24 protein-coding genes are annotated in these 23,533 nt (G+C 38.0%); 17 read left to right on the top strand and 7 right to left on the bottom strand.

Features of this window, described 5'->3' with window-relative positions; translation table 11 throughout:
* The first annotated feature begins 14 nt into the window (after nucleotides 1-14).
* The 7 genes from gltD to NQZ71_RS12310 all read left to right on the top strand — a co-directional run bounded on the left by gltD (nucleotide 15) and on the right by NQZ71_RS12310 (nucleotide 6,758).
* Nucleotides 15-1,505 (top strand): glutamate synthase small subunit, encoded by a 1,491-nt coding sequence (gene gltD, locus NQZ71_RS12340; protein ID WP_317010726.1) that lies wholly within the window; start codon nucleotides 15-17, stop codon nucleotides 1,503-1,505.
* Between the two features lie 227 nt (nucleotides 1,506-1,732).
* Nucleotides 1,733-2,251: an HD domain-containing protein gene (locus NQZ71_RS12335; protein ID WP_317010725.1), complete on the top strand. Its 519-nt coding sequence runs from the start codon at nucleotides 1,733-1,735 to the stop codon at nucleotides 2,249-2,251.
* A gap of 130 nt (nucleotides 2,252-2,381) precedes the next feature.
* Nucleotides 2,382-2,846 (top strand): hypothetical protein, encoded by a 465-nt coding sequence (locus NQZ71_RS12330; protein ID WP_144454909.1) that lies wholly within the window; start codon nucleotides 2,382-2,384, stop codon nucleotides 2,844-2,846.
* 77 nt (nucleotides 2,847-2,923) lie between these two features.
* Complete coding sequence (locus NQZ71_RS12325; RefSeq protein WP_317010723.1) at nucleotides 2,924-5,158, top strand: DEAD/DEAH box helicase; 2,235 nt, start codon at nucleotides 2,924-2,926, stop codon at nucleotides 5,156-5,158.
* An 80-nt stretch (nucleotides 5,159-5,238) separates the two neighbouring features.
* On the top strand, nucleotides 5,239-5,445 hold the full coding sequence (locus NQZ71_RS12320) for a hypothetical protein (RefSeq protein WP_144454911.1): 207 nt from the start codon (nucleotides 5,239-5,241) through the stop codon (nucleotides 5,443-5,445).
* A gap of 89 nt (nucleotides 5,446-5,534) precedes the next feature.
* Nucleotides 5,535-6,200, top strand: a complete 666-nt coding sequence (locus NQZ71_RS12315; protein WP_144454912.1) for a peptidylprolyl isomerase — start codon at nucleotides 5,535-5,537, stop codon at nucleotides 6,198-6,200.
* A 123-nt stretch (nucleotides 6,201-6,323) separates the two neighbouring features.
* Entirely contained in the window at nucleotides 6,324-6,758 is a 435-nt protein-coding gene (locus tag NQZ71_RS12310) for a peptidylprolyl isomerase (RefSeq protein WP_127741525.1), read from the top strand.
* A 109-nt stretch (nucleotides 6,759-6,867) separates the two neighbouring features.
* Here the strand turns inward: NQZ71_RS12310 and NQZ71_RS12305 are convergent, their stop codons facing one another.
* A complete protein-coding gene (locus tag NQZ71_RS12305) occupies nucleotides 6,868-7,590 on the bottom strand; it encodes a glycosyltransferase (RefSeq protein ID WP_144454913.1) in 723 nt (240 codons plus the stop codon).
* Nucleotides 7,591-7,817: 227 nt separating this feature from the next.
* Here NQZ71_RS12305 and NQZ71_RS12300 point away from each other — a divergent pair, with 227 nt between their 5' ends.
* Nucleotides 7,818-8,900: a glycosyltransferase family 4 protein gene (locus NQZ71_RS12300; protein ID WP_317010721.1), complete on the top strand. Its 1,083-nt coding sequence runs from the start codon at nucleotides 7,818-7,820 to the stop codon at nucleotides 8,898-8,900.
* Between the two features lie 39 nt (nucleotides 8,901-8,939).
* On the opposite strand, the gene NQZ71_RS12295 is transcribed toward NQZ71_RS12300, so the two are convergent.
* The 6 genes from NQZ71_RS12295 to NQZ71_RS12270 form a co-directional block, all read right to left on the bottom strand.
* Nucleotides 8,940-9,827 (bottom strand): NAD-dependent epimerase/dehydratase family protein, encoded by an 888-nt coding sequence (locus tag NQZ71_RS12295; protein WP_317010720.1) that lies wholly within the window; start codon nucleotides 9,825-9,827, stop codon nucleotides 8,940-8,942.
* Entirely contained in the window at nucleotides 9,820-10,650 is an 831-nt protein-coding gene (locus tag NQZ71_RS12290) for a dTDP-4-dehydrorhamnose reductase family protein (RefSeq protein WP_144454916.1), read from the bottom strand. The genes NQZ71_RS12295 and NQZ71_RS12290 overlap by 8 nt, the downstream gene beginning before the upstream one ends.
* Complete coding sequence (locus NQZ71_RS12285) at nucleotides 10,651-11,637, bottom strand: polysaccharide biosynthesis protein (RefSeq protein WP_260055700.1); 987 nt, start codon at nucleotides 11,635-11,637, stop codon at nucleotides 10,651-10,653.
* A complete protein-coding gene (wecB, locus tag NQZ71_RS12280; protein WP_260055699.1) occupies nucleotides 11,630-12,721 on the bottom strand; it encodes a non-hydrolyzing UDP-N-acetylglucosamine 2-epimerase in 1,092 nt (363 codons plus the stop codon). Before wecB ends, NQZ71_RS12285 begins: the two co-directional genes overlap by 8 nt.
* Nucleotides 12,722-12,886: 165 nt before the next feature.
* Nucleotides 12,887-13,405, bottom strand: coding sequence for a hypothetical protein (locus NQZ71_RS12275; protein ID WP_144454919.1), 519 nt, complete (start codon nucleotides 13,403-13,405; stop codon nucleotides 12,887-12,889).
* A 45-nt stretch (nucleotides 13,406-13,450) separates the two neighbouring features.
* The gene (locus NQZ71_RS12270) at nucleotides 13,451-13,969 is read right to left on the bottom strand and encodes a hypothetical protein (protein WP_260055698.1); all 519 of its coding nucleotides are present in this window, start codon (nucleotides 13,967-13,969) and stop codon (nucleotides 13,451-13,453) included.
* A gap of 193 nt (nucleotides 13,970-14,162) precedes the next feature.
* On the opposite strand from NQZ71_RS12270, the gene NQZ71_RS12265 reads away from it, so the two are divergent.
* From NQZ71_RS12265 to NQZ71_RS12225, 9 genes are all read left to right on the top strand, one after another.
* Complete coding sequence (locus tag NQZ71_RS12265) at nucleotides 14,163-15,377, top strand: glycosyltransferase family 4 protein (RefSeq protein WP_144454921.1); 1,215 nt, start codon at nucleotides 14,163-14,165, stop codon at nucleotides 15,375-15,377.
* Between the two features lie 42 nt (nucleotides 15,378-15,419).
* Nucleotides 15,420-16,652, top strand: coding sequence for a glycosyltransferase family 4 protein (locus tag NQZ71_RS12260; RefSeq protein WP_317010719.1), 1,233 nt, complete (start codon nucleotides 15,420-15,422; stop codon nucleotides 16,650-16,652).
* Complete coding sequence (locus tag NQZ71_RS12255; protein ID WP_275007573.1) at nucleotides 16,652-17,701, top strand: hypothetical protein; 1,050 nt, start codon at nucleotides 16,652-16,654, stop codon at nucleotides 17,699-17,701. The genes NQZ71_RS12260 and NQZ71_RS12255 overlap by 1 nt, the downstream gene beginning before the upstream one ends.
* A 143-nt stretch (nucleotides 17,702-17,844) precedes the next feature.
* A complete protein-coding gene (locus NQZ71_RS12250) occupies nucleotides 17,845-18,756 on the top strand; it encodes an NAD-dependent epimerase/dehydratase family protein (protein WP_317010718.1) in 912 nt (303 codons plus the stop codon).
* Between the two features lie 153 nt (nucleotides 18,757-18,909).
* Complete coding sequence (locus tag NQZ71_RS12245; protein ID WP_144454925.1) at nucleotides 18,910-19,539, top strand: DUF1796 family putative cysteine peptidase; 630 nt, start codon at nucleotides 18,910-18,912, stop codon at nucleotides 19,537-19,539.
* A gap of 28 nt (nucleotides 19,540-19,567) precedes the next feature.
* A complete protein-coding gene (locus tag NQZ71_RS12240) occupies nucleotides 19,568-20,221 on the top strand; it encodes a DUF1796 family putative cysteine peptidase (protein WP_317010717.1) in 654 nt (217 codons plus the stop codon).
* Nucleotides 20,222-20,588: 367 nt separating this feature from the next.
* Nucleotides 20,589-21,338: a glucose 1-dehydrogenase gene (locus tag NQZ71_RS12235; protein ID WP_144454927.1), complete on the top strand. Its 750-nt coding sequence runs from the start codon at nucleotides 20,589-20,591 to the stop codon at nucleotides 21,336-21,338.
* Between the two features lie 52 nt (nucleotides 21,339-21,390).
* Nucleotides 21,391-22,578 (top strand): MalY/PatB family protein, encoded by a 1,188-nt coding sequence (locus tag NQZ71_RS12230; RefSeq protein ID WP_317010716.1) that lies wholly within the window; start codon nucleotides 21,391-21,393, stop codon nucleotides 22,576-22,578.
* A gap of 168 nt (nucleotides 22,579-22,746) precedes the next feature.
* Nucleotides 22,747-23,517 carry a TerC family protein gene (locus NQZ71_RS12225; protein ID WP_144454929.1) on the top strand — a complete coding sequence of 257 codons (771 nt, stop codon included), beginning with the start codon at nucleotides 22,747-22,749 and terminating at the stop codon, nucleotides 23,515-23,517.
* Nucleotides 23,518-23,533 lie beyond the last annotated feature (16 nt).

Below are 23,533 nucleotides of genomic sequence, written 5' to 3'. Positions count from 1 at the left end.
AAGGAGAGGTACAATTGGGTAAAGCGACGGGGTTTATGGAATATAAAAGAGAGGAAGCGGAAGAACGGTCTCCCCTCTCCCGCATTAACGATTTTAAAAAGTATTCTGCTCCTTTCTCAGACGAGGTGCTAAGCAGACAGGGCGCAAGATGTATGGATTGTGCAACACCATTTTGCCATATCGGGATGGAAATCGGAGGAAGCACCTCCGGTTGCCCGATTCATAATTTAATTCCAGAGTGGAATGATCTTGTTTATAGAGGCAGATGGAAGGACGCACTTGACCGTTTGTTAAAAACAAATAATTTTCCTGAATTTACAGGAGCAGCTTGTCCGGCACCATGTGAAGGCTCATGTACTGTTGCCATCTCAGATCCTGCAGTAGCAATCAAAAATATTGAAAGAACTATTATTGATAAAGGGTTTGAAAACGGCTGGATTTCACCTAGAATTCCACAAAAGCGCACAGGCAAAAAAGTCGCAATTGTCGGAAGCGGTCCTGCTGGTCTAGCGAGCGCTGATCAGCTTAACCAGGCTGGCCACTCTGTCACAGTGTTCGAACGCTCTGACCGTGCTGGCGGTTTACTGATGTATGGGATTCCAAACATGAAATTGGAGAAAAAGGATGTAGAAAGAAGAGTCAATCTTTTGACACAGGAAGGTATTGATTTCGTTACAAATACCGAAATCGGCAAGGATATCACAGCAGAAGAGCTTAAGGCTCAATTTGACGCAGTAATCCTGTGTACTGGTGCTCAAAAGCAAAGAGACTTAAAAATAGAAGGCAGAGAGTCAGCTGGCGTTCATTTTGCGATGGATTATTTAACACAATCAACGAAAAGTCTGCTTGATTCAAGTATTGGAACTCCAGAAATCAATGCTGAAGGTAAAGACGTAATTGTTATCGGCGGCGGTGATACTGGGGCAGACTGTGTTGCTACAGCTCTTCGTCAAAAATGCAAAACAGTAGTTCAGTTCGGTAAACATCCTCAATTAGGATTGGCACGTGCTACTGAAAATATGTGGCCTGCTTTCCCGCATGTGTTCACATTGGATTATGCTTATGAGGAAGCACAGCAGAAATTCGGCAGTGATCCAAGAGAGTACAGCATCCAAACAACAAAATTAGTGAGTGATGAAGAAGGAAAGCTGAAGGAGCTTCATACTGTGCAAATGGAAAAAATCAGACAAGAAGACGGCAGATTCCTTTTTAAAGAAGTACCAGGCACAGAAAAAGTTTGGCCAGCACAGCTAGTGTTTATTGCAATTGGCTTTGAAGGTCCTGAACAGCCTGTACTTGCGCAGTTCGGTGTAGATACATTAAATACAAGAATTGCTGCTAAATATGGCAATTTCGAAACAAATGTAGAAGGTGTATTCGCAGCAGGTGACGCAAGAAGAGGGCAAAGCTTAATCGTTTGGGCAATAAATGAAGGCAGAGAAGTTGCATATAAAGTAGATCAATATTTAATGGGAGCTTCATGCTTACCAACAGTCAATGCTTAATATAGAGAAATGGTATCCCTTAATTGGGATGCCCTTTTTTTTATAAAAAAGCATATTTTTTTCCGAAAAAGGGTAAAAAACTGAAAATGTGTTTATCCTTTTTCATCTTAAGTATATAATAGTAAAAAATTAAAGGCAGTCCTATATATTGTATTAATGGTTTATGTATTTTCTACAACGATAACAACATAATTGTAGGTGCTTGCTTATAAGGGGAGTGTCGACTTTTGAGAGATGTAAAACTAACAGATATTTTTAACCACCATATTGCACAAAAGTATATCACCCGTTCAGGCCTGGCACATGCTCTTGCTGTTGCCTATCATGCATTTGAATTGGCTAAGGAAAAACATGTAGATGTTGATATTGCTGCAAAAGCAGGATTTCTTCATGATATTGGTCATTATACTTGGTACAAAGATGGGAAATGGGATTATCAATTGTATAAAAAAAATGATATCCATCCCATAAAAGGGGCTGAAAGGGCACACAAACTGCTGATTAGGCTTGGGGAAAATCCCGTCAAAGCAAAAGAAATTGCCCTCGCTGTCCTGTTTCATACTGACAGCTTCCTGCCAGGAGGAAGTGTTACTTTAACTCCGCTGCAACAAATCGTCAAAGCAGCAGACGAAAAAGACGAAGAGCCAGGAGGGCACCATCATTATCGTACTGTCAGTCTAAAAAAAGCACTGGATAGTCTTAAGGTTCTTGATGACAAAATAGATAAGCATTTAGCGCAAGAATAACGGTATAACAAAGCGGCAGAGATATAGGCGAAAATGCCTTTTTCTCTGCCGTTTTGTCCATTTTTTGTATAAAGGATGCCTGTTGATAAAATAATAAGGATAGATCTAATGAACAGGAGATTTAGTTATTATGACAGCTAAAGTAGTTCTTTATATAAGCTTGTTTTTACCATGGTTTACGTTGCTGTTTGCCAAAAAGCAGCGCATAAAAAAATATATACCAGTAATTATTCTTACTTGCTTATTAATGACAATCATTTTTCAAATAGCGTATCAATACAACTGGTGGGTGATTCATACATATATTGTTCCATGGGGGTATATGATAGACGTAAGTTTTGCATATGGGCTTTTTCCAGTCGGTACATTTTGGATTTTTTATTTCACAAGTGGGCGCTTCATTTTATTTACAATTACAAATTTGCTTATGGATGCTATTATGGCGTACGTCGTGTTACCATCGCTAATGAAGCTAGGCATTGCAGAGTACAAGCTGATTGCAAGCTGGCAGTATTTTTTAATCATGTATGGAATTTCCTTTATTATCTATGGTTATCATATTTGGCAAAAGAAGATATACAAAGAAGACGCTTAAGTCTTCTTTTTTATTTTCTGAATAATATTTGATGCTATAATTAATACTCAATAATGAATGTAATAGAAGGGAATACAATGACAAGTACCTCTAAATATATAAAAGAATGGCAAACAGCCCTTCAGCAAGAAATTAATTATCTAAAAAAGTTTTCTAGTTCAAAAATTGCTTTGTTTAATGGACAGTTCCTGCAAACAGCGGAGGACTATACGTATTATTTTGAAAGCATTGCATTTGTTAAAATACCTATTGGTTCTTCAGTCGTCCTGCACTGGGGAACAGCAAAAATAAATGGCCGTATTTTGTCCTCTGATGGAAAAAGCTTAATAGTTCAAATTGATAAAACAATCGGAGATCATGTGACAGAGGCATTTGTAAGCCACGACCCATGGGAGCTTCTTGAACAATTGATGATCCGTTTTGATACGATAAAAGAAAATAAGACGAAAGTTTCTCGAATTAGCAGGCTTATGAATCCTTCCATGCTTGCTAAGCATCCACAGGAAATAAGTAAGAATCATGTTCATGAGCTTTCATTAAGGAGCAAATATAATCCAGTTACCTTTGTTTGGGGTCCGCCCGGGACTGGAAAAACCTATACATTAGCACGGGTTGCTTTGCAGAAATATTGGAAGGGTAAAAGAATTTTACTGCTTTCACAAAGTAACCAGGCAGTTGACGTTCTTATGAAGGAAATTACTAGCACTGCAAAAAGCAAGAATCGGTTTAAGCTTGGTGATATTCTTCGTTATGGTGGAAATGGTGGAGAAATGGAGCTTGCAGAGGAAAAGATTACGACAAGTGCACTGCTAGATGAGAAGGATAAAGGATTAGCACTTCAAAAGCAAGAATTGCTTGATGAGAAAAATAAGCTGAAAAAGGATTTAGCGAGATCCTTCAGCAGCAGAGATTCACAAAGTCTTCTCAAAATGGAAGAACAACTAGCAAGAGTAATGGAGAAAATTCGAAAAAGAGAGCTTCAATTTGTTAAAAAGGCAATGGTCGTAGGCACTACATTGGCTAAAGCTGCGACAGATGCAACCATATATGAGGATAATTATGATCTTGTTTTGCTTGATGAAGCATCCATGGCATATGTCCCGCAAACAGCCTTTGCCGCCTCACTCGGAAAACGAATGATTGTTTGCGGTGATTTTAAACAGCTTCCGCCAATTGCCGCAAGCAGAAGTGAAGCGGTGAATAAATGGCTGAAGGAAGACATCTTTCATGCATCCGGTGTTGCTGACAGTGTGGCATCAGGCAAGCTGCACCAGCACTTGCTTTTACTGAACGAGCAAAGGCGTATGCATCCGAGTATTTCTTCCTTTACAAATAAGCATATTTACCATTCTCTTGTAACAGACCATCCAACAGTAGCTCGCTCAAGAAAAGCCATTACAGAAAAAGCGCCGTTTCCTATGGAAGCAAATATCCTGATGGATACAAGCGGGTTTGGCCATTATAGTGGCTTTGAAAAAGGAACAAAATCAAGAACAAATCTTTTTCATATTCTTATAGCTTTACAGCTCATGGTCGAAGCATGGAAAAGCGGGATAAAAAGCATTGGATATGTGACACCATACAGAGCGCAAAGTGAGCTTATGGATGCCGTTGCGTCTGAGCTGTTTCCAAAGCAAATGGCTGACAACAGTATTCTTGTTGCGACAGTCCACCGGTTTCAAGGCAGCGAAAAGGATATGATTATTTTCGACAGTACAGAAGGATATCCACATGAGCGTCCAGGCATGCTGCTGCTCGGTAAAGATAGTGAGCGATTATTGAACGTAGCTATTACAAGATCAAAGGGGAAGTTTATTCATATTGCCAATTGCGATTTTCTTAGAAAAAGAGTTGGCAGAGACAAAGCTGTCAGAAAGCTTGTTGAACATCAGCTCGCTGAGAATTTATTAGTGAAGGAAGTGGAAATTGGCACTTGGGTTAAAGCAAGCCACCCTTATGTAAAATGGCAGCATGCCAGAAATGTAAAAGATATCTCACAAGATATTAAGCATGCAAAAACAGTATGTATTGTTATGCCTGAAAATAGTAAGCCACCAATTGAATGGCTGCAACTTCTTGATCATGTGGCAGAATATCCAAAATGCAAAATATATGGACAAGCCAAATGGGCCAAAACAAGGGGAGTTAAAAGCTTACCTTATGATGGCGGGTACCCATATGTCATCATTGATGAACAAATTGTGTGGATTGGTCATCCCCTGCAGCTTGTGTCAGGGGCAAAGCCACCGTCAATTGCTGTCAGAATGGAGTCGAAACAGCTTGCTGCCTATTTACTTAAACAGCTATCTTAAAATTTTTTGATGGACTGTTTACAGCGTTGAAGGAAACGATGTATCATTTAAAGGTAGTTGCAATCATAGGAGGGTTATAAATGACATTAAAAGACACACTTGCACTAGTTCTATCAAGTGATGAGGCAGTCAGTAAATCAATGGAAACATATGACAGCGAAGGATATATCATTATCGCAGACAAGGAAGAACAGCAGCAGGTCCTTTCAAAATTAGAAGAAAATGATTTTTATGTGTATGACGAACAATTTATAGACGGAGTTTACCGAATTTACATTGAGCTGTAATATAATACAGGCAATCATTTAGCTTAAATTTGTTTATTTTTATCTCTTTATGTACAATTAATTCGTCAAGTATATAGGAGGTATAAATAATGGAACGAAAACAGAAATTCCTAAAAAACAAATTTTTGCTTGCCTGCTTGTTGCTGCTAACATTGATGCTTGCAGCATGTGGTACAACCAATGAAGCGGAAGATTCAAAAAGCTCTTCCACCAATTCGCCTACGATAGAAGTTAATCCTGTTGTGACGATTACAATGGAGGACGATTCAAAAATCGAAATCGAGTTATATCCAAAGAAAGCGCCTAATACGGTTAACAACTTTGTCTCTCTTGTACAAAAGGGCTATTATGATGGTCTAACATTCCACAGGGTTATTCCAGATTTCATGATTCAAGGTGGAGACCCTGAGGGCAACGGTACAGGTGGACCTGGTTATGCAATTGAAGGTGAATTCTCTGAAAATGGATTTGACGACAATGATTTAAAGCATGAAAGAGGCGTCATCAGTATGGCAAGGTCAGGTGATCCTAATTCAGCAGGTTCTCAGTTTTTCATTATGACAAAAACAACTGCAAGCCTTGATGGCCAATATGCTGCTTTTGGTAAGGTTACAAGCGGAATGGATGTAGTGGACAAAATCGTTGCTGTCGAGAGAGATGCTAATGACAAGCCGAAGCAAGATGTCATCATGAAAAAGGTGACTGTTGATACGAAGGGTGTCACTTTCCCACAGCCGCAAAAGGTAGAAGAATGATTGTTTGTTCTTAGGACAAGCAATAACATTTTATTTCTAGTAGGGAATTATGGTATGATGAATTGAACATTGTCCTAAGCAAAACACAATACATATGGGACATGATTAAAGGAGATGTTTATAATGGCAGAAAAAGGATACATATTGATGCAAAACGGAGAAAAGATCGAATTCGAACTTTATCCAAACGAAGCACCAGGAACAGTTGAAAACTTCACAAAGCTTGCTAAAGAAGGCTTTTATGACGGTTTGACTTTCCACCGCGTTATCCCAGGCTTCGTAAGCCAAGGTGGAGACCCAAATGGTAATGGTACAGGCGGTCCTGGTTACACAATCAAATGTGAAACACAAGGAAATCCTCATACACACCAAGAAGGTTCATTATCAATGGCGCATGCTGGTAAAGACACAGGCGGCAGCCAATTCTTTATCGTACATGACCCACAACCACATCTAAACGGAGTACACACAGTATTCGGTAAAGTAACATCAGGAATCTCTGCTGTTAAAGCAATGAGAAACGGCGATGTTATGGATAAAGTCGTAATCGGCGAATAATTACTGCATTAAATAGAACAACCCCCCATGGAAGAAAGTGTCCAATGGGGGGTTGTTCTATTATAGCTAATATTTAATATTTTACGCATCCAACTTTTTCTATCGATGTTTAAAGAAGCAAGTAATGATCAACAATATATTGCACGATGAGCGGCCTATAAATCGCCTCAATGCCTTGCATTTCGGCAAGCATCTGCTGCTGGTATTTATTTGTACCTGATTCAGAATGGGAGCGGAACTGTGTCAATGATTCGTCTAAGTAGACAATATGAACCCCTTTAGACAATAAGCGAAACCACATTTCATAATCATGTGTATATACCATAGCAGGGTTGAAGTCCCCAAATTTTTCGAAAATGCTTTTTTTGATTAATATTGTGCATCCGTTAATCGGATTAGAGTATAAATAACCTTCATAAACTGCTTTCATGCTTGAATAATTGGCACCATTCGATGGAACTTGTACATTATTGTTACTGTCGATAATATCATAGTTTGTAAAACTTGCGTCTATTCCTCTATCTTGCATAAAGGCCATTTGCTTGCTAAGCTTTTCTGGTTTAAAAAGGTCGTCAGAGCTAAGCCAGGCTATATACTCACCAGTTGCTTCGGCAATCCCTCTATTTAAAGCAGTTGCAGTACCCCCATTTTCTTTGCGGATATACTTAATTCGTGATCTGTACGGCATAATTTTTTCTCTGTATTTAACAGAGCCATCATCAACTAAAATCACTTCTATATTCGGATAGGTTTGATTTAAGGCACTCCTAATGGATTGGTCTACATAAGCGCAATTATAAAAAGGGATGATGATTGATATTTTCGGATACAACTTGCTTCCTCCTTCTGTTTATTCCTCTGCTTTTTTTCTTTTCATTAATAGTAATATATGAATATTCCTTCCTTGCTGTATAGGTTAGTGTTTAGCCAAAAATAATCATTGAACAAGGTTTTTTCTACCTAATATGACAAAAAAGCGGTCAAATTGGAGCACTTTTCCATATCTTATTAGAAGCATGTGGAAAAATTAAAGATACGAAGGGATGCGGGAAAACCACAATGAATATTCTATTTGTCTATTATGTGCCTAGCGGCGGAGTGGAAACTTTAAATCGTCAGCGTTCTGCTGCTCTAAAACAGGCGGGGATACACAGCCATTTTCTTTATTTCCGCAAAGCAAGGGACTTGGTTAACAACCATGAGGGACCTACATTTATCACGGATGATGATACAGAAATCAAAGCAATATTAGAAAAAGGCAACTACGAATTGATGGTAATCATCTCAGACTATAAATCGATTCCTCGCTTTCGGAATTTCGGATATACTGGCCCAATTATTCTAGAGATACAAGGATATGGCCCAAAGCATGTGGCTAGAGCGGAAATGACAAATGCAGTTCCATATGTGGCAACACCAGGAATTGGGCTACTTAATCCTAAAACACCTCATATTTCTCAAATTTTCAGTGAATTATTTCCATCAATACCAACCTTCCAATTTAATAATTGTTTCGACAGTAAAAAATTCACATATAAGCGCCTGCCAAAAGCGGATAAACCTATTGTTGCCTGGATTGGTCGGCTGGAGGACAATAAAAACTGGAGAGAGTTTCTGCAGATAGGTAAAAGACTCTTGAACGATGTTAATAATGGTATCCAGCTTTATATGTTTGAAGATCCTACATTATCTACACAAGAGGAAAGGGCAGCCTTTCAGCTTTTAGTGGATCAGCTCCAGCTTGCTGAGCATTTGACTATATTGCCGAATATCCCAAATGAAAAAATGGCAGATTATTATTCGTTAATTGGAGATTCAGGAGGTTTTCTATGCTCTACATCCAAGGTGGAAGGTGCACCTTATTCTGTACTCGAAGCATTCAGTTGTAGATGTCCTGTACTTACAACAGACTCAGATGGGGTAAGAAGTTCGATTATTCATAATGTGACTGGAAAGTACTATCCCCTTGGAAATATTGACGCGGCATGTAAGCAAGCGAAGGAGCTGATGTACTACACAACCTTGAGGGAGCGTATCCGTACAACTGCTTATTTGCATTTAACACGTGAATTCAGTCCAGAACAGTACTGCCGGAATTTTGGTTCTATGATGAGTCATTTTGGTGTGAAAACACAGAATTAACTCCTAAAGAAAGTCGTGCATTTTCATGCACGACTTATTTTATCCTTGAAAATAATTGAGCATATCAGCTAACGAAAGTGTTAAAGACCTTCCCTGCTGCCAGCCTAATTCCTTTAGCTTAACAGGGTCTATCAGAGGAGGAGTATCGGAAGCATCGGATGTAACTGATTTTATATCAATGGTCCTTCCTGATAATTGTTCTAGATGTTCCAAAACCTTTCCTAAGGAATGGTTAACGCCTGTTGTGATATCATACACTTCTCTACTTTTTCCTTTAAGCAAAATATATTCATATGCAGACACTGCATCACGAACGTCGATAAAATCCCTTGTTGCATTAATATTTTGTACGGTAATTAATGGTTTTCTGCCATCTTTGACAGATTCGAGAATCTGTTTAATAAAAATAGCACAAACGCCGTTTGAATTACCAGGACCAATCAAGTTTGTTGGTTTTGCGACCATAATGTCCAGATTAAACAGATGAGCCCAAGATAGTGCAATCGTTGTTTGAATTGTTTTGCTTAAACTGTAAGGGTGCGGGATAGCGGAAATATCCTGAGGATTGGTCTGCAGGGCTGAACCAACAATCAGCATTTTACAGTCTGGCTTGTGCTTAGCTGCTGCTTGAAGCAAATAGGCTGTTGACATAGCATTAATTTCCAGTGTTTTAATAGGATTATCCCACGAATCACCGACATGATTTTGTCCTGCTAGATGCAGCAAGTAGTCTGGCTTGCATGTTTTTATTAATTTTTCTGCATCCTGTTCGTTAGCTAAATCACATAGTAGGAGCTGATTAATGCCAGGAATGAGGGTGTTTTTTTTTGCTGCTCCATAGACATAGTAGCCTTTTTCCGCAAAAAATCTGCAAGCGTGGATTCCTGTAAACCCGCTCGCACCGGTAATCAAGATTGTTTTATTCATTTTCTATCATCCACTTTTTCATTTCCTGTAGCATATCCAAGTAAGAGGGGGGATTGTAGATATAATCTGTTCTAGTATTTACAATTGTTCTGTCAAGTTTGTTCTTCTTATCAGGAAGGATTTTCACATCATTTTTGTCAAACACGGTTTGAAACAGCTTTAACAATTCAAACTTTGAAATTTTTTCTTTTACACATAAATGATAAAGACCTGTTACTTTATTTTCAATCATCTTTTCCGTTGCTTTTGCGAGCTCAATTGTTGTTACTCCATTCCAATATACGTGTTCATATCCTTTTACTTCACCAGTTTGCTTCATGAACCATAAGAAGAGACCAATTCCGTTATCTTTTTGTTCAGGACCAATTATCGAAGTTCGGATAGTAAGGTTTTCTTTATCTTTAATTTCACCGTATTGCTTTGTTTTAGAATATTGGGTAGTCCCATCTGGAATACTGTCCTCTGTATAATTTCCTTCATCTCCGGAAAACACGCAATCTGTGCTGATATGAATTAGCTTTCCGCCGTTTCTTTTCGCAAGTTTAACGAGCTGATGCGGCAAAAAGCTGTTCACTTGCATGGCAATAAAAGGATTTTTCTCGGCATCTTCGTTCAAGATGCCGATACAGTTAATGATGATATCTGGTTTTATAGAGTCAATAATTTTCTCTAATGTAATCAGATCTGTCACTTCAAGATAAATACAATCTTTATCTTGCTTATCCCTTGATGTGTAATAGACTTTATATTTCGGATTTTTTTTGAAATATTCCACCATTACATGTCCTGCCATCCCTTTGCCACCAAGGACTAAGAGCTTCATTTAGATAAGACCGCCTTTCGATAGCATTTCCTTGATTTCCTCTTTGCTGATTAAGCCGATGCTGGAATTATATTCATCCAGGTCAACAGGAGAGCAAGCTGCATAATGCTCTTTTAACCCATCAATATGAATGGATGGCAAGATGACATAATATTCCTCATCATAAATGCATGTTGTAGTACACTCATATTTGGAAAGCAATAGCTCGTGAATTTTCTCCCCTGGGCGGATTCCGAGTATTTCTGTCTTAACATTTTCGACTTGTGAAAGCTCAACAATTACATCTGCTAAGTCGATAATTCGGCATGCAGGCATTTTCATGACAAAGATTTCGCCGCCATAGCTTTCAAATGTAGCTTTAAATACCAACTTTATAGCTTCTTGTACTGTCAAAAAGAATCTTGTCATTTTAAGATCTGTGATGCCGACTGTCTGTTTATCCCGAATTTGCTTTTTGAAGACATGGATAACACTTCCATTTGTTCCGAGCACATTACCGCCACGAATGCAGACGAATTTCGTATCTGTATTAAGTGTGTTCGCATGAATGATTAATTTTTCTCCCATCGCTTTTGATAAGCCGTAGAAATTAGATGGGTCAGAAGCTTTGTCTGTTGAAATATAGACGACTTTGTGGACATTTTGTGCAATCGCAGCATCTATGACATTCTGTGTACCGATAACATTTGTTTTTAATGCTTCAAGGGGCTGGTGTTCACAGATTGGCACATGCTTTAATGCTGCTAAATGGAATAAGTAATCGACATTTTGGCATGCATCCATTAAGGTTTCTTTTTCTTTTATGTCACCAATAATAAAATGAAGCTTAGGATGATTGTCAAACTCTTGTTTCATCATGAATTGTACCGATTCATTCCTAGAAAAAATGCGAATTTCCTCTGGATTTTCACTCAGCAGCTGCTTCACTAGCTCATGTCCCCATGAACCTGTTCCACCTGTAATTAAAATCTTTTTATTTTCAAACAACTTCCATTCCTCCCAATACGATTTTTACTATTTTATCTGAAACATTTACATGGTCATAACCATCAGGGAAAGACCATTTTCTTGATTGATTAACCATTGACTTTACACAGCTTATAATCTGGTCACCATTCAGACCAGAAAGGATATTACTTCCACATTCAATTGTTTCCATTCGTTCTGTAGTCTTGCGGATTGTTACAGTGGGCACATGGAATAAGCAGCATTCCTCCTGGACAGTTCCACTGTCAGTAAGCACACATAGTGCATTTTTTTCTAGCTTTACAAAATCAAAAAATCCAAATGGCTCATAAAATTCAATTAAAGGGTCAATCTTAAGCTCATTGTTTTGTTCTATACGAGCTCTCGTGCGAGGATGTATGCTGCATATTATCCTCTTTTTATACAATTTTGCGATTGAATTGATGCCAGTAATAATTTCCTTTAACCGATCTTTATTATCGACATTTTCTGCTCTATGTGTCGTCACAAGGAAATAGTCCTGCTCTTTAAGAGATAGTTTATCTAAAATGCCGCTGGAATCGATTCGTTCGCCATAATGAAGCAATACCTCGTAAATGGGATTTCCAGTCACAAGAATTCTGTTTGAAGGAAATCCTTCCTGCAGAAGATTCTGCTTGCTTTGTGGCGTGTAAGGTAAATTAAAGCTAGAGACACTGTCAATTAGTTTCCTGTTTTTTTCTTCTGGAACTTCAAGATCAAAGCATCTGTTCCCAGCTTCCATATGATAGACAGGAATGCCCATTCTTTCGGATAAAATAGAACTTAAACCACTGTTTGTATCGCCGAGTACCAACACTTTATCCGGCTTCTCTTTGTTCAATATCAGTTCTAATTCTTTGAATATGACGGCAAGCTGTTCTCCCAATGACTGATGCTTTTCACTTAGCACATAATCTGGCTTTCTTATTCCCATTTCGAGAAAAAATATTTCACTTAAAGACGAAGTGAAGTTTTGTCCTGTATGCACAAGGATATGTTCATCTGCCAATTGATCGAGTTTGCCGATTATTAAACTAAGACGGATGATCTCTGGTCTTGTCCCCAATATAGTCAATACTTTCATTTCTCACCTCTCGTAAAGCCTGTAATGAAGAATCTCTATAACATATGCATGTCCGTCCAGCATGTTCTAGGCAACAATCCTTTTTAATAGAAAAAATGTACATGAATCTGATTGGTTTACTAATAAAAAGCCCCCCACTAATGGGAGGCTTAAACCAAGAGTCTATTAAAGTGCGATTACTTCGTTAACCGTAACTTGTCCTAAATAATTTCCAGTGCCTGCTGCGCCTGATGTTACTGTTGAAGTAATAGTCAAAACTGCGTTAGTGCCAAGAAGCTGCAAGGCAAGCAGGGCATCGCCGGATGCAATTTCTACACTTAAAGGACCACCTGCATTCACAACGTTCGTAAACACCGGTATTGTTGCAATAACAATGCCTAATAGGTTAACGACCTCTAAGACTCCGCTAACGATGACTGTTTCCGTTCCAGAAAAAGCATAGTTAACGCTGACTGGTAAAGCGACATTTAAAAGACCCAATGGAAAAGTAAATCTGCTTACGAAGGTTACTGTTTGGTTCGCTGCACTATTTGGTGCCCAAATATAAGCATTGCTTCCGTCAATGAATGGGGCAGTGGCAGATGGTGTTACTACAACTGGTATTTGTGGAAATGTTCCGCCAGCAGTATTTGCGACAATCGTAGTATTGGCTGGAGTTGTATAACTTTGTAAAACGATTGGCATTTTTTCACCTCCTAGTTTTTAATCTATCATTTAATTTTTTAAGTTTTAGACAATTGTTTGAACAGTGATTTCACCTAGATAACGACCTGTGTTAACAGGTTCGTAAGGAGTCGTGATAGGTGCTGTCACAACAGCATCAATTGTAATATTTATTGTTCCGCCAAGAATGCTTGCTGCAAGTAAAGTATCAGCTGCAATTGTGCTTACATTTAAAGGGTTTCCTAAGTTCGTATCACCTGAAAATAAAGGAATTGTAAGGACAATCACACCTAATACATCGAGCACTTGCAGTGTTCCTGTAACTGAAACAGTTTGGTTCCCAGCATACGCATAAAATACTGTTAATGGCAAAGCTATACCCAACAGCGGAGCACCTAATGAAAAGACACTGCGGAATGTCACAGTTTGTCCCGATACACTGACAGGAGACCAAATGTAGGAGCTGTTTCCATCAACTAACGGAATTTGAGGCCCTACAGTTACTACAGGTCCAGGAGCTGTAGCGGAATCTGCAATTCGGACAGTGTTAGTTGTGTTTGTAAAGGCTTGTAATGCAATAGGCATTTATTTCACCTCCTTTCGAATATCTCGGAAGTTACAAAATAGCATATGTGCAAAATACAAAGAAGTTTGGACAAATATTATGGGTAAAATATGGATTTTTTTGAAAAGTACCACGATTTTACAGGTAACAGCCTATACTTGTTTTATTTCTTGAAATATGAATAAAGAGACAAAGAGGAAAGGGGTTGTATATATGAAAATCCTGCTTGCGACATACTGGATCGTTCCACATGTCGGAGGAGTATGGAATTATATGAACCAATTAAAAAGACGACTTGAGGCATTAGGGCATGAAGTAGACTTATTAGGATACGGAGAAATGCATAAATACACCTATTTTGTATCTGAAGAAAAAAAGATTTTTAATGACGATTTACAAGAACAAATAAATAGCCGTTTACAAAGTATGCAGCATAAACCGTATATGGCAGATCCTGTTGTCACTTATTGTGAAAAACATCGGATAGGATATGAAATTGCCATATCTAGTCTCAATTTGCATAAGTACGATATTATTCATACCCAGGATGTCTTTTCAGCAACAAGCTTTGGCAATTTGAAGTTAAGTGGCCCTAAGTTAATTGCAACATTGCATGGTTCAGTTGCACATGAAATGAAAGATCATCTTCTCTATGAACATGTTACGGCAACTTCACAAATTGGCTGTACGTATTTCGATGAATTGGAGTATTTAGGAGCGACTGCTGCTGAGATTACAATTGTTGCAAACAATTGGCTTAAAGAAATTCTCATAAGCGAATTCCATGTGCCAGCAGAGCAAATGACTGTATTACATTATGGATTCGATATAGAAGCCTTTTTAAACAGAATTGATCCGCAAGATAGGAGTATTACAAAACCACTTGGAAAGCAAGTTATTCTTTTTACCGGAAGATTGGTTGCATTAAAAGGTGTACACATATTAATAGAAGCATTAAAACAACTTAAAGGTTCTTTATCCAATTGGGTATGCTGGATTGTTGGAGAGGGAGAGAAGTTTAATGAGCTCAAGCTTCAAGCAGCAAATGCAGGACTAGAAGATATGATTGTATTTTTTGGAAAAAGGGAAGACATTCCCCAGCTTCTGTCTAGAGCAGATGTCTATGTTCTTCCAAGTATGATTGAAAATCAGCCATTATCTGTTATTGAAGCACAAATTGTCGGCAAAGCTTGTATTGTAAGCGATGCAGGCGGCCTCCCTGAAATGATTACTCATGGGTTGACAGGACTGATCGTTCCTAAAGGGAATGTAGAAGAGCTTCGGAACAGTCTTTATATGCTTTTAGTAAATAAGCAATACCAAACGTTCCTTGGAGTCAATGCTAAGCAATGGGGACTAAAGCATTGGTCTTTAGAAACGGGAGTCGAGAATTTATTAGGGATTTATCATTCAGCAACCAATCTATAAGACTTTTTTAAAATTTATAGAAAAGGAGAAGAGTTGATAGACATGAAAATATTATTAGCCACCTATTGGCCAATCCCCCATGTTGGCGGGGTTTGGCATTATATGGAACAACAAAAAAGAGAACTTGAAAAACTAGGTCATGTGGTAGATCTGCTTGGCTTTAATGAGGATGCAAGTGCTGTATATATCTACAATAAAGATAAGGCAATTGAGAAAGAAAAAATTATGCCATTGCTCGAAGCGAAGCTTAATGAAGAAGCATACCCAGAGATACATGCAAATGCACTCGTGAAATATACTGAATTTCAGCGCTATGTTTTTGAGCTTTCAGCAGCGTATCTTGGACTTGCAGAATATGATGTTATACACACACAGGATGTGATTGCAACTGCAAGTATTGCAAGGGTACTACCGGAGAGCACGGTGTTAGTTGCAACACTTCATGGTTCGGTGGCGCATGAAATAAGGCACCAGCTGACAGGAATGCATAAATCTCCGACTTCCTTTATGGCTCGTGCCTACTATGATGAATTGGAGAGTGTAGGTGCTACTGCCGCATCCTACACAATTGTAGCAAACAATTGGATGAAAAAAATTCTGACAGAGGAATTCCAAGTCCCTGAAGAGCAAATAAAGGTGCTTCACTATGGATTTGATACAGATACATTTCTTTTGGAATCCCAAAAGGTTAACAAATCACTACTGATTCCTGAAGATAAGACAATCATTACCTATACTGGGCGACTTATTGAAATGAAGGGCGTGCACCACCTGATTGCTGCCTTAGGAAAACTTAAGGAAGACAGGGATGATTGGGTATGTTGGATTATTGGAGAAGGCGATAAACAAAAGGAATTGGAAAAACAAACAATAGAACTTGGATTAGAGGACGATGTGTTTTTCTTTGGTAACAGAAGCGATGTCCCATATTTATTATCCCAGTCAGATATCTATGTTTTTCCTAGTCTATTGGAAAATCAGCCACTATCCCTGGTGGAAGCACAAATTGCCGGAAAGCCTGCTATTGTTAGTAATGCAGGAGGACTACCTGAAATGGTAGAGGACGGGGTCACAGGACTGATTTATCCAGCTGGAGATGTTGATGCGTTATACAGTCTGTTACAGCTGTTGTTAAATACTCCTAATTTCCAGTCAATCATCGGTAATAATGCAAAAATATGGGGATTGGATTATTGGTCCTTATCTAAAGGAGCCAAAAGTATTTTGGAAGTATATGAGCTTGCATTAGCAAAAAGGAGGGAGGAAGGAAAATAATGAAGTTTCCTTGGAAACAGAACATCCATAAAATTCTCCCCTTTACTGTAAAAAAGGAAGAGACGGACAAGACGAATCCTTATCATAAAGATGAAAATCCAAGTAATGATAATAATGAGCGGAGTAATATGAAAACGCAGCAACCTCTGCAATGGCGTCAACATCAACACTGGCTGAATTATCAGAAATGGTTCGAGCAGCAGCGAGAGCGGGACCAGCTTAGAAAACAGGAACAGCAACGAAGGTTAGAGCAGCAACAAATAGTAGCTGAGCAACGAAGGTTAGAGCAGCAACAGTGGATGGAGAAGCAGCAAAGGCTAAAGGAAGAGCAAAAACAAAAGGAGCAGCACAGACTAAAGGAACAGCAAAGATGGCAGGAACAGCAAAAACTGGAAGAGCAGCAAAGGCTAGAGGAACAGCAAAAACTGGAAGAGCAGCAAAGGCTAGAGGAACAGCAAAAACTGGAAGAGCAGCAAAGGTTGGAGGAGCAGAAACGGGTCTGGGAAAAAATCAATACTGTACTTCCCGCTGACTACAAAATACCGAACGAAAAGTCAATTTCTGTTTTTCAGCCGATGAAGATAGAATCGTATCAACATTTATTTATCAGAAACACCTCTGCAAATACCAGTCAAAATCCGTTGTTTATTGATAAACATATAATGGATCAGCTTGGTCAGGCGCTACCTCAAAATTATTTGCTTCCTAATGTAAGTACATTAGAGGTTTTTTCAAAGATGTCAAGTGATGTCTATAAGTCTCTTTTTGCTGAAAAAACAGAAACAAAGCAGTATTTTGTGGACCCTTCACTATTTGATTCTATTGTGGGAGCTTTACCAACTGATTATCAGCTTCCTAACTCCCGTATGATTAAAATATTCGATGAAATGTCTAGTGATAACTTTGATGATTTGTTTGCAATAAAGGGTCAGACAAAAAAAGCATTTGTCGATAGGCAATTTATAGATGGGATAGCAACGAAAGTACCAGTTGATTACAAAATTCCCGATTCAACAGCAATTAACAATATGCCATCGGAAAGAATATGAGCTTTAGCGAATGGTTTGTAGCCATTCGCTTTTTTTTCTAAGCTTATCGAGAAAGTCCATTTTTTGCTCTGTATGGTCACCCGCCATATACACAGCATACTCGATTATCATAAGCTATTAAAAATGAGTAGAGGAGCAAAAGGATGAAAGTAGCAGTTACTGGTGGAGCAGGATTTATCGGTTCTCATTTAACAGATCACTTATTAAAAGCGGGATATGAAGTTCATATACTGGATAATTTTTCATCAGGCCATTATTACCATGACCATCCAAATGTGATTGTACATGAAGTGGATATTCGCAGTGAAAGGGCTCAAGCAATTATATCAGAAGAAAAACCTGAATTTGTATTCCACTTAGCAGCACAAGCAGATGTTACACGGTCAATAAATAATCCATGTGAAGATGCAGACATCAACATCAATGGTACTATTAACATTTTAGAAGGATGCCGAAAAGCAAAGGTGAAAAAAATTATTTTTTCTTCGACATCTGCTGTGTATGGCAATCTCCAAAAAGCAACGATTGATGAACAAGATCATACGACACCTATATCTTATTACGGGTTGTCCAAATTATCTGCTGAAAAATATATTCAACTTTATCAGGAATTATACGGATTGGATTTCACCATCCTGCGCTATGGAAATGTATATGGTCCAAGACAAACTGCCAAGGGGGAAGGTGGCGTCATTGCCGTTTTTATGGATAGGATAAAGGAAGGAAGCTGCTTAAAAATCCATGGAGATGGTAAACAGACAAGAGACTTTGTATTTGTTGAAGATGTTGTGGATGCAAACATTGCAGCGATGAAAAACGACCGTAATGATATTTTTCATGTGAGTACAAATAAGCCGACATCTATTAGTCAACTTGCTGAGATACTTTTAGAGCTTCATCCGGACAGCCTTGAAACAATGCATGTTAACAGTCGGACAGGTGATATAAAGCATAGCTGTCTTTTAAATGAAAAATGCTGTGAACAGCTTGGATGGAAACCGAAGTACAGTATAAGTGAAGGCTTAAAAAGAACGTATCATTATTATAACAACTAACCAATAACTACCCACTTATGCTTAAGAAGCCAATCCCAAAACTTCAGCCGATTTTTTTGACATAAACTGATAGACTGTTTTTCATCACATGCTTGGCTCTATGAGTTTTCATTTTGATAATGGCACGCAAGTGTTATTAAAAGGAGTAAGTACATGAAGCTTAATGAAATTAAAGGTGAGTATGATGCTGTTTATAGTTTAGGTGAAAACTGCCTTCCAGCCATGAAAATGAGACAGTTTCATCTAAGGCCATTTGCCGGTCCACTAGATTGGGTAGGGATACAGTATGTGCATAAGGTAGCTAAGCTAATCCGCACATATTTTACTGATTTTCTAGCAGAGGAGAACCTAGTCCCAACTGGATATGCTTCAGACTCCGATTTGCTTGTGTATGATATTGATAACATCATCAGCTTTAATCATGATTTTAAAACAGATAGAAATACGCTTGATAATCTGATGGATCTGCCAGTTGTAAAGGAGAAATACTACAGAAGGATCACTAGGTTCATTCAGAGTGTACAAACTGATAACCGTATCTTATTCATTCGGACAGTAGCATCCATTGAAGAAATAATTGAGCTCCAATCCGCACTTCGGGAGGTTGTCAAAGGAGACTTTACATTATTAGTCATTAATCATTATCCTATTACCGAACTAATTGAGCAAGAATGTTATATTGAAAATGTATGTTCGATATGCCTGCCAAATGAAGATATATGGGATGGAAATAATCATCACTGGCAACAAATTTTTAATGGAATTTCAATCCGTTCAAAATGAATGCATGAATAAAGGAGACTTTGAATATATGAGTGTACAAGAAATGAAAGGAACGTATGATGCTATTTTCAGCTTAGGGGATTTGTGCTTAGCAAGCATCCAATTGCGTAAATTTAATTTGCGTCCATTTGCTGGTCCACTAGACTGGATGGCTTCCAACAACCTTCCAGATGTTACTAGACTGCTAGCTAACAGATTTTCAGAATATATGGAACTTCACAATCTGAAAGCAACAGGAGAGTATTCAACAGGCATCAACTCTACTGATCCACACTTGGTCATCACAGATACCGCTTACAACATTGTATCTAGCCATGATTTCAGAGCAGACAGCAATACATTCACAAACTTCCCAGAATATTCAAAGGTAAAACAGAAGGTAGATAGACGTGTAGCAAGAATGCTGGAATACTTTGAAAAAGGGGAACGTTTGTTGTTTGTCAGGACAGAAGCATCATTTTCAGATACACTTCAGCTGCAATCCGTTTTATCCGACCTAGTAAAGCATCAGTTTCATATACTTGTCGTCAATCATAATAACAGACAGGATATGGAAGTGAAAAATTGGCCAATCAAAAATGTAACGGTAGTGGAAATGCCTGTATACGAAAAGTGGACAAACAATGATGACTATTGGGAAGGTTTGTTTGAAAACATTTTTGTAAGAGATGTTCAAGAATAAAGAACGCTCCAATTACTTGGGGCGTTTTTTTTACTTAAAAGTAGTCAGCAATAAAGCATTTCATTCGGTGCACCCCATTACCGAAACATATCGTAAATTTGTGAGAATGGAGAAGAAATATAGTAAACGTAATCCGCTAAATTAAAATAATTTTACGCACTCAAACAAATCATAAAATAAAAATCAAGCATTAGAAAAAATAAATAATATAAAAGAATTCCATATTAACACCTTTTTTATATAACGAAAATAAGGCTGTTTTACTGTGATGGAAAAAACAAAATCAATTTATTCGAGGTAATTTTTGATATCTCGCCAGTCCTTTAATACAATATTAATATAGAAATAAATGAAAGAAGGAGAAGCCATGAAATTTTTAAATCAGGTCGTTATTGTAACTGGAGCAAGTAATGGGATTGGCAGGAGCATTGCAGAGCATTATTTAAAGGAAGGAGCTAAGGTAGTTTTTGCAGATATCGATGAAGCTGCATCAATTGAGATTATTAAAGCCTCTAATCATTCTGAAAACGCAGCTTTTATTAAAACAGATGTAAGACAGGAGCAAGATGTCATTCAATTAATGGAAAAGACGCAGCAACAGTTTGGAAAAATTGACATATTAATAAATAATGCAGGAAAGGCTCTGTTTAAGTCTGTTTATGAACTAACCTTGGATGAATGGGAAGATGTCTTACACACAAATTTGCGAAGTGTATTTTTATGTTCACGTGAAGCAGCAAAAATCATGAAACAAAATGAAAATGGTGGCTCTATTGTAAACATGTCTTCAACAAGGGCATATATGTCTGAACCAAATACAGAAAGCTATAGTGCAAGCAAAGGCGGAATTATGGCCATTACTCATGCATTAGCGAATAGCTTGGCTAATGACCGGATTGCTGTTAACAGTATCGCGCCTGGCTGGATTGAAACAAAGCACTATGAAGAGTTAAGGGCTGTTGATCATGATCAGCATCTATCTAAAAGGGTAGGCATGCCGGCAGATATTGCAAGAGCTTGTCTCTTTTTAACAAATAGAGACAACAATTTCATCACAGGCACTAACCTGACAGTAGATGGTGGGATGACTGTAAAGATGATTTATGAAGAAGATTAAGATGCAGCTTAACATATACATATTCTGATGATGTGAAAGGAAAGTGGAAGTCATGATAAATAATTTTGATGAGGTTGTTAATCGTAGGAATACTTATTCAGTCAAATGGGATGGCGGTAAAATGATAAAGGAGATGGGTCTTACGGAAAGATATGATGAAGACACTATTCCTTTGTTTACGGCAGACATGGATTTGCCTGTGCCAAATGCGTTAGTCAAAGCATTGCATAAAACGGTGGACAACAGGATTTACGGCTATTCGATTTTTCCTGATGAATACTATGAAGCGATTCAATATTGGTTCAAAAAAAGACATGACTGGGAAATAGATAAAGACCATATTGTATATAGTCCTGGGACAGTACATGCAATGAATATGGCTATTCGCGCTTTTTCAGAACCAGGTGAAGGTGTCATTATTCAGCGTCCTGTATATCCACCTTTTACTTCGGCTATTGAAGGAAACGGAAGAACAGTTGTTAATAATCCGCTTCAATGTGATGAAAACGGCTACTATACCATCGACTTTGCAGATTTTGAAAGAAAAGCAAGTGATTCTAGCACAAAAATGTTCTTATTATGCAATCCTCATAATCCAACAGGAAGAAACTTTCGCAAGGAGGAATTGCAAAGTTTAGCAGATATTTGTAAAAAGCATGATGTTTTAATTGTTGCAGATGAGATACACGGTGATTTAATTAGAAGAAATGAGCAGTTTATCCCAATGGCGAAATTAGCAGATAACGATTTGCTTATCACCCTTACGGCTATCAGCAAGACCTTTAATGTAGCAGGTCTCCATTGCACAAATGCGATTATTCCGAACCTGAAGCTCCGCAAACAATTTTTGAAAACAATGGGCTATCAAATGGCTTCACCATTTACCATTTCAGCGCTCATTGCTGTGTACCGAGAAGGAGAGGAATGGCTGGAGGATTTAAAAGCATATATTGATGGCACAATGGAAATGGTCAAGAAATTTATCGATAAAAACATGCCGAAAGTGAAGGTAACGATACCTGAAGGAACCTATATTATGTGGATGGATTTTTCTGCGTATAACATAACGCCGGAGGAGGTTCATGACCGAATATATAATAGAGCCAACGTCCTGCTCGAAGATGGAAGCATGTTTGGTGAAGAAGGAAAAGCATATCAGAGAATCTGTATTCCATCACCAAGATCTATTATCCAAACTGCCTTGGAAAGAATGGCAAAGGAATTTGAAGATTTGCAATAAACAATATGTCCTTGAACAGTGTGAGTTACTACACATTGTTTAAGGATTGAATAAAAAATGAAAAAAGGCAACGCTTTCCGTCTAGTTCAAAGGATTGCAGTTGTCTATTTTTAGGAGTATAATGTTCTCATTATCAATTTTTAATATAATGATATGGGGGCTTTTTGATTGGACATTTTACATCAAATACTTTCTACTTACGCTTCATTCTTTGATGGAGAGATGTGGGTTAAAGTATTATCAGACCCTGTTTCTTGGGGATTAATTGGTTCACTTGTCATTCTTGAAGGTCTTCTTTCAGCAGACAATGCGCTAGTGCTTGCTATCATGGTTAAGCATCTTCCTAAGGACAAGCAAAAAAAAGCACTCACATATGGACTGATTGGAGCGTACTTTTTCCGCTTTTTATTCATCGGACTCGGAGTGTATTTAATTAAATTTACTTGGATTAAAGTAATTGGAGCTGCTTATCTTGCTTGGATTGTTATCCAGCATTTCTTCCTTAATAATAAGGATGAGGAAGCAGGCGGCATAAAAAAAGACAGCTGGACTGTACGTATGTTTGGGGCTTTCTGGGCAACTGTCATTTCTGTTGAATTGTTAGACTTAGCCTTTTCTGTCGACAGCATTCTCGCATCATTAGCTGTTTCAGATGAAATTTGGATTTTGCTATTGGGTGGTATGCTTGGTATTTTAATGATGAGAACAGTAGCAAAGTTGTTCCTAGTCTTAATTGAAAAGGTGCCTGAATTAGAAAATACAGCATTTGTGCTTATCGGCATCATTGCATTGAAAATGTTTGCTAGTATCTTTGGTTTTGAATTGCATCATTACGTTTTCTTTGCGATTTTGATTCTTGCGTTTATCATTACATTTATCATCCACTTCATTAACAAAAACAAAAAATTGTCTGAAGAAGTGGCCTCAACAAAAGAATAAAAGTTAGCCCTGTTCT

The sequence above is a fragment of the Niallia taxi genome (assembly GCF_032818155.1).
Taxonomy (GTDB): Bacteria; Bacillota; Bacilli; order Bacillales; family Cytobacillaceae; genus Niallia; species Niallia taxi_A.
The sequence above is the reverse complement of the archived record's forward strand: the minus strand, read 5'-3'. Positions and strand labels throughout refer to the sequence as shown.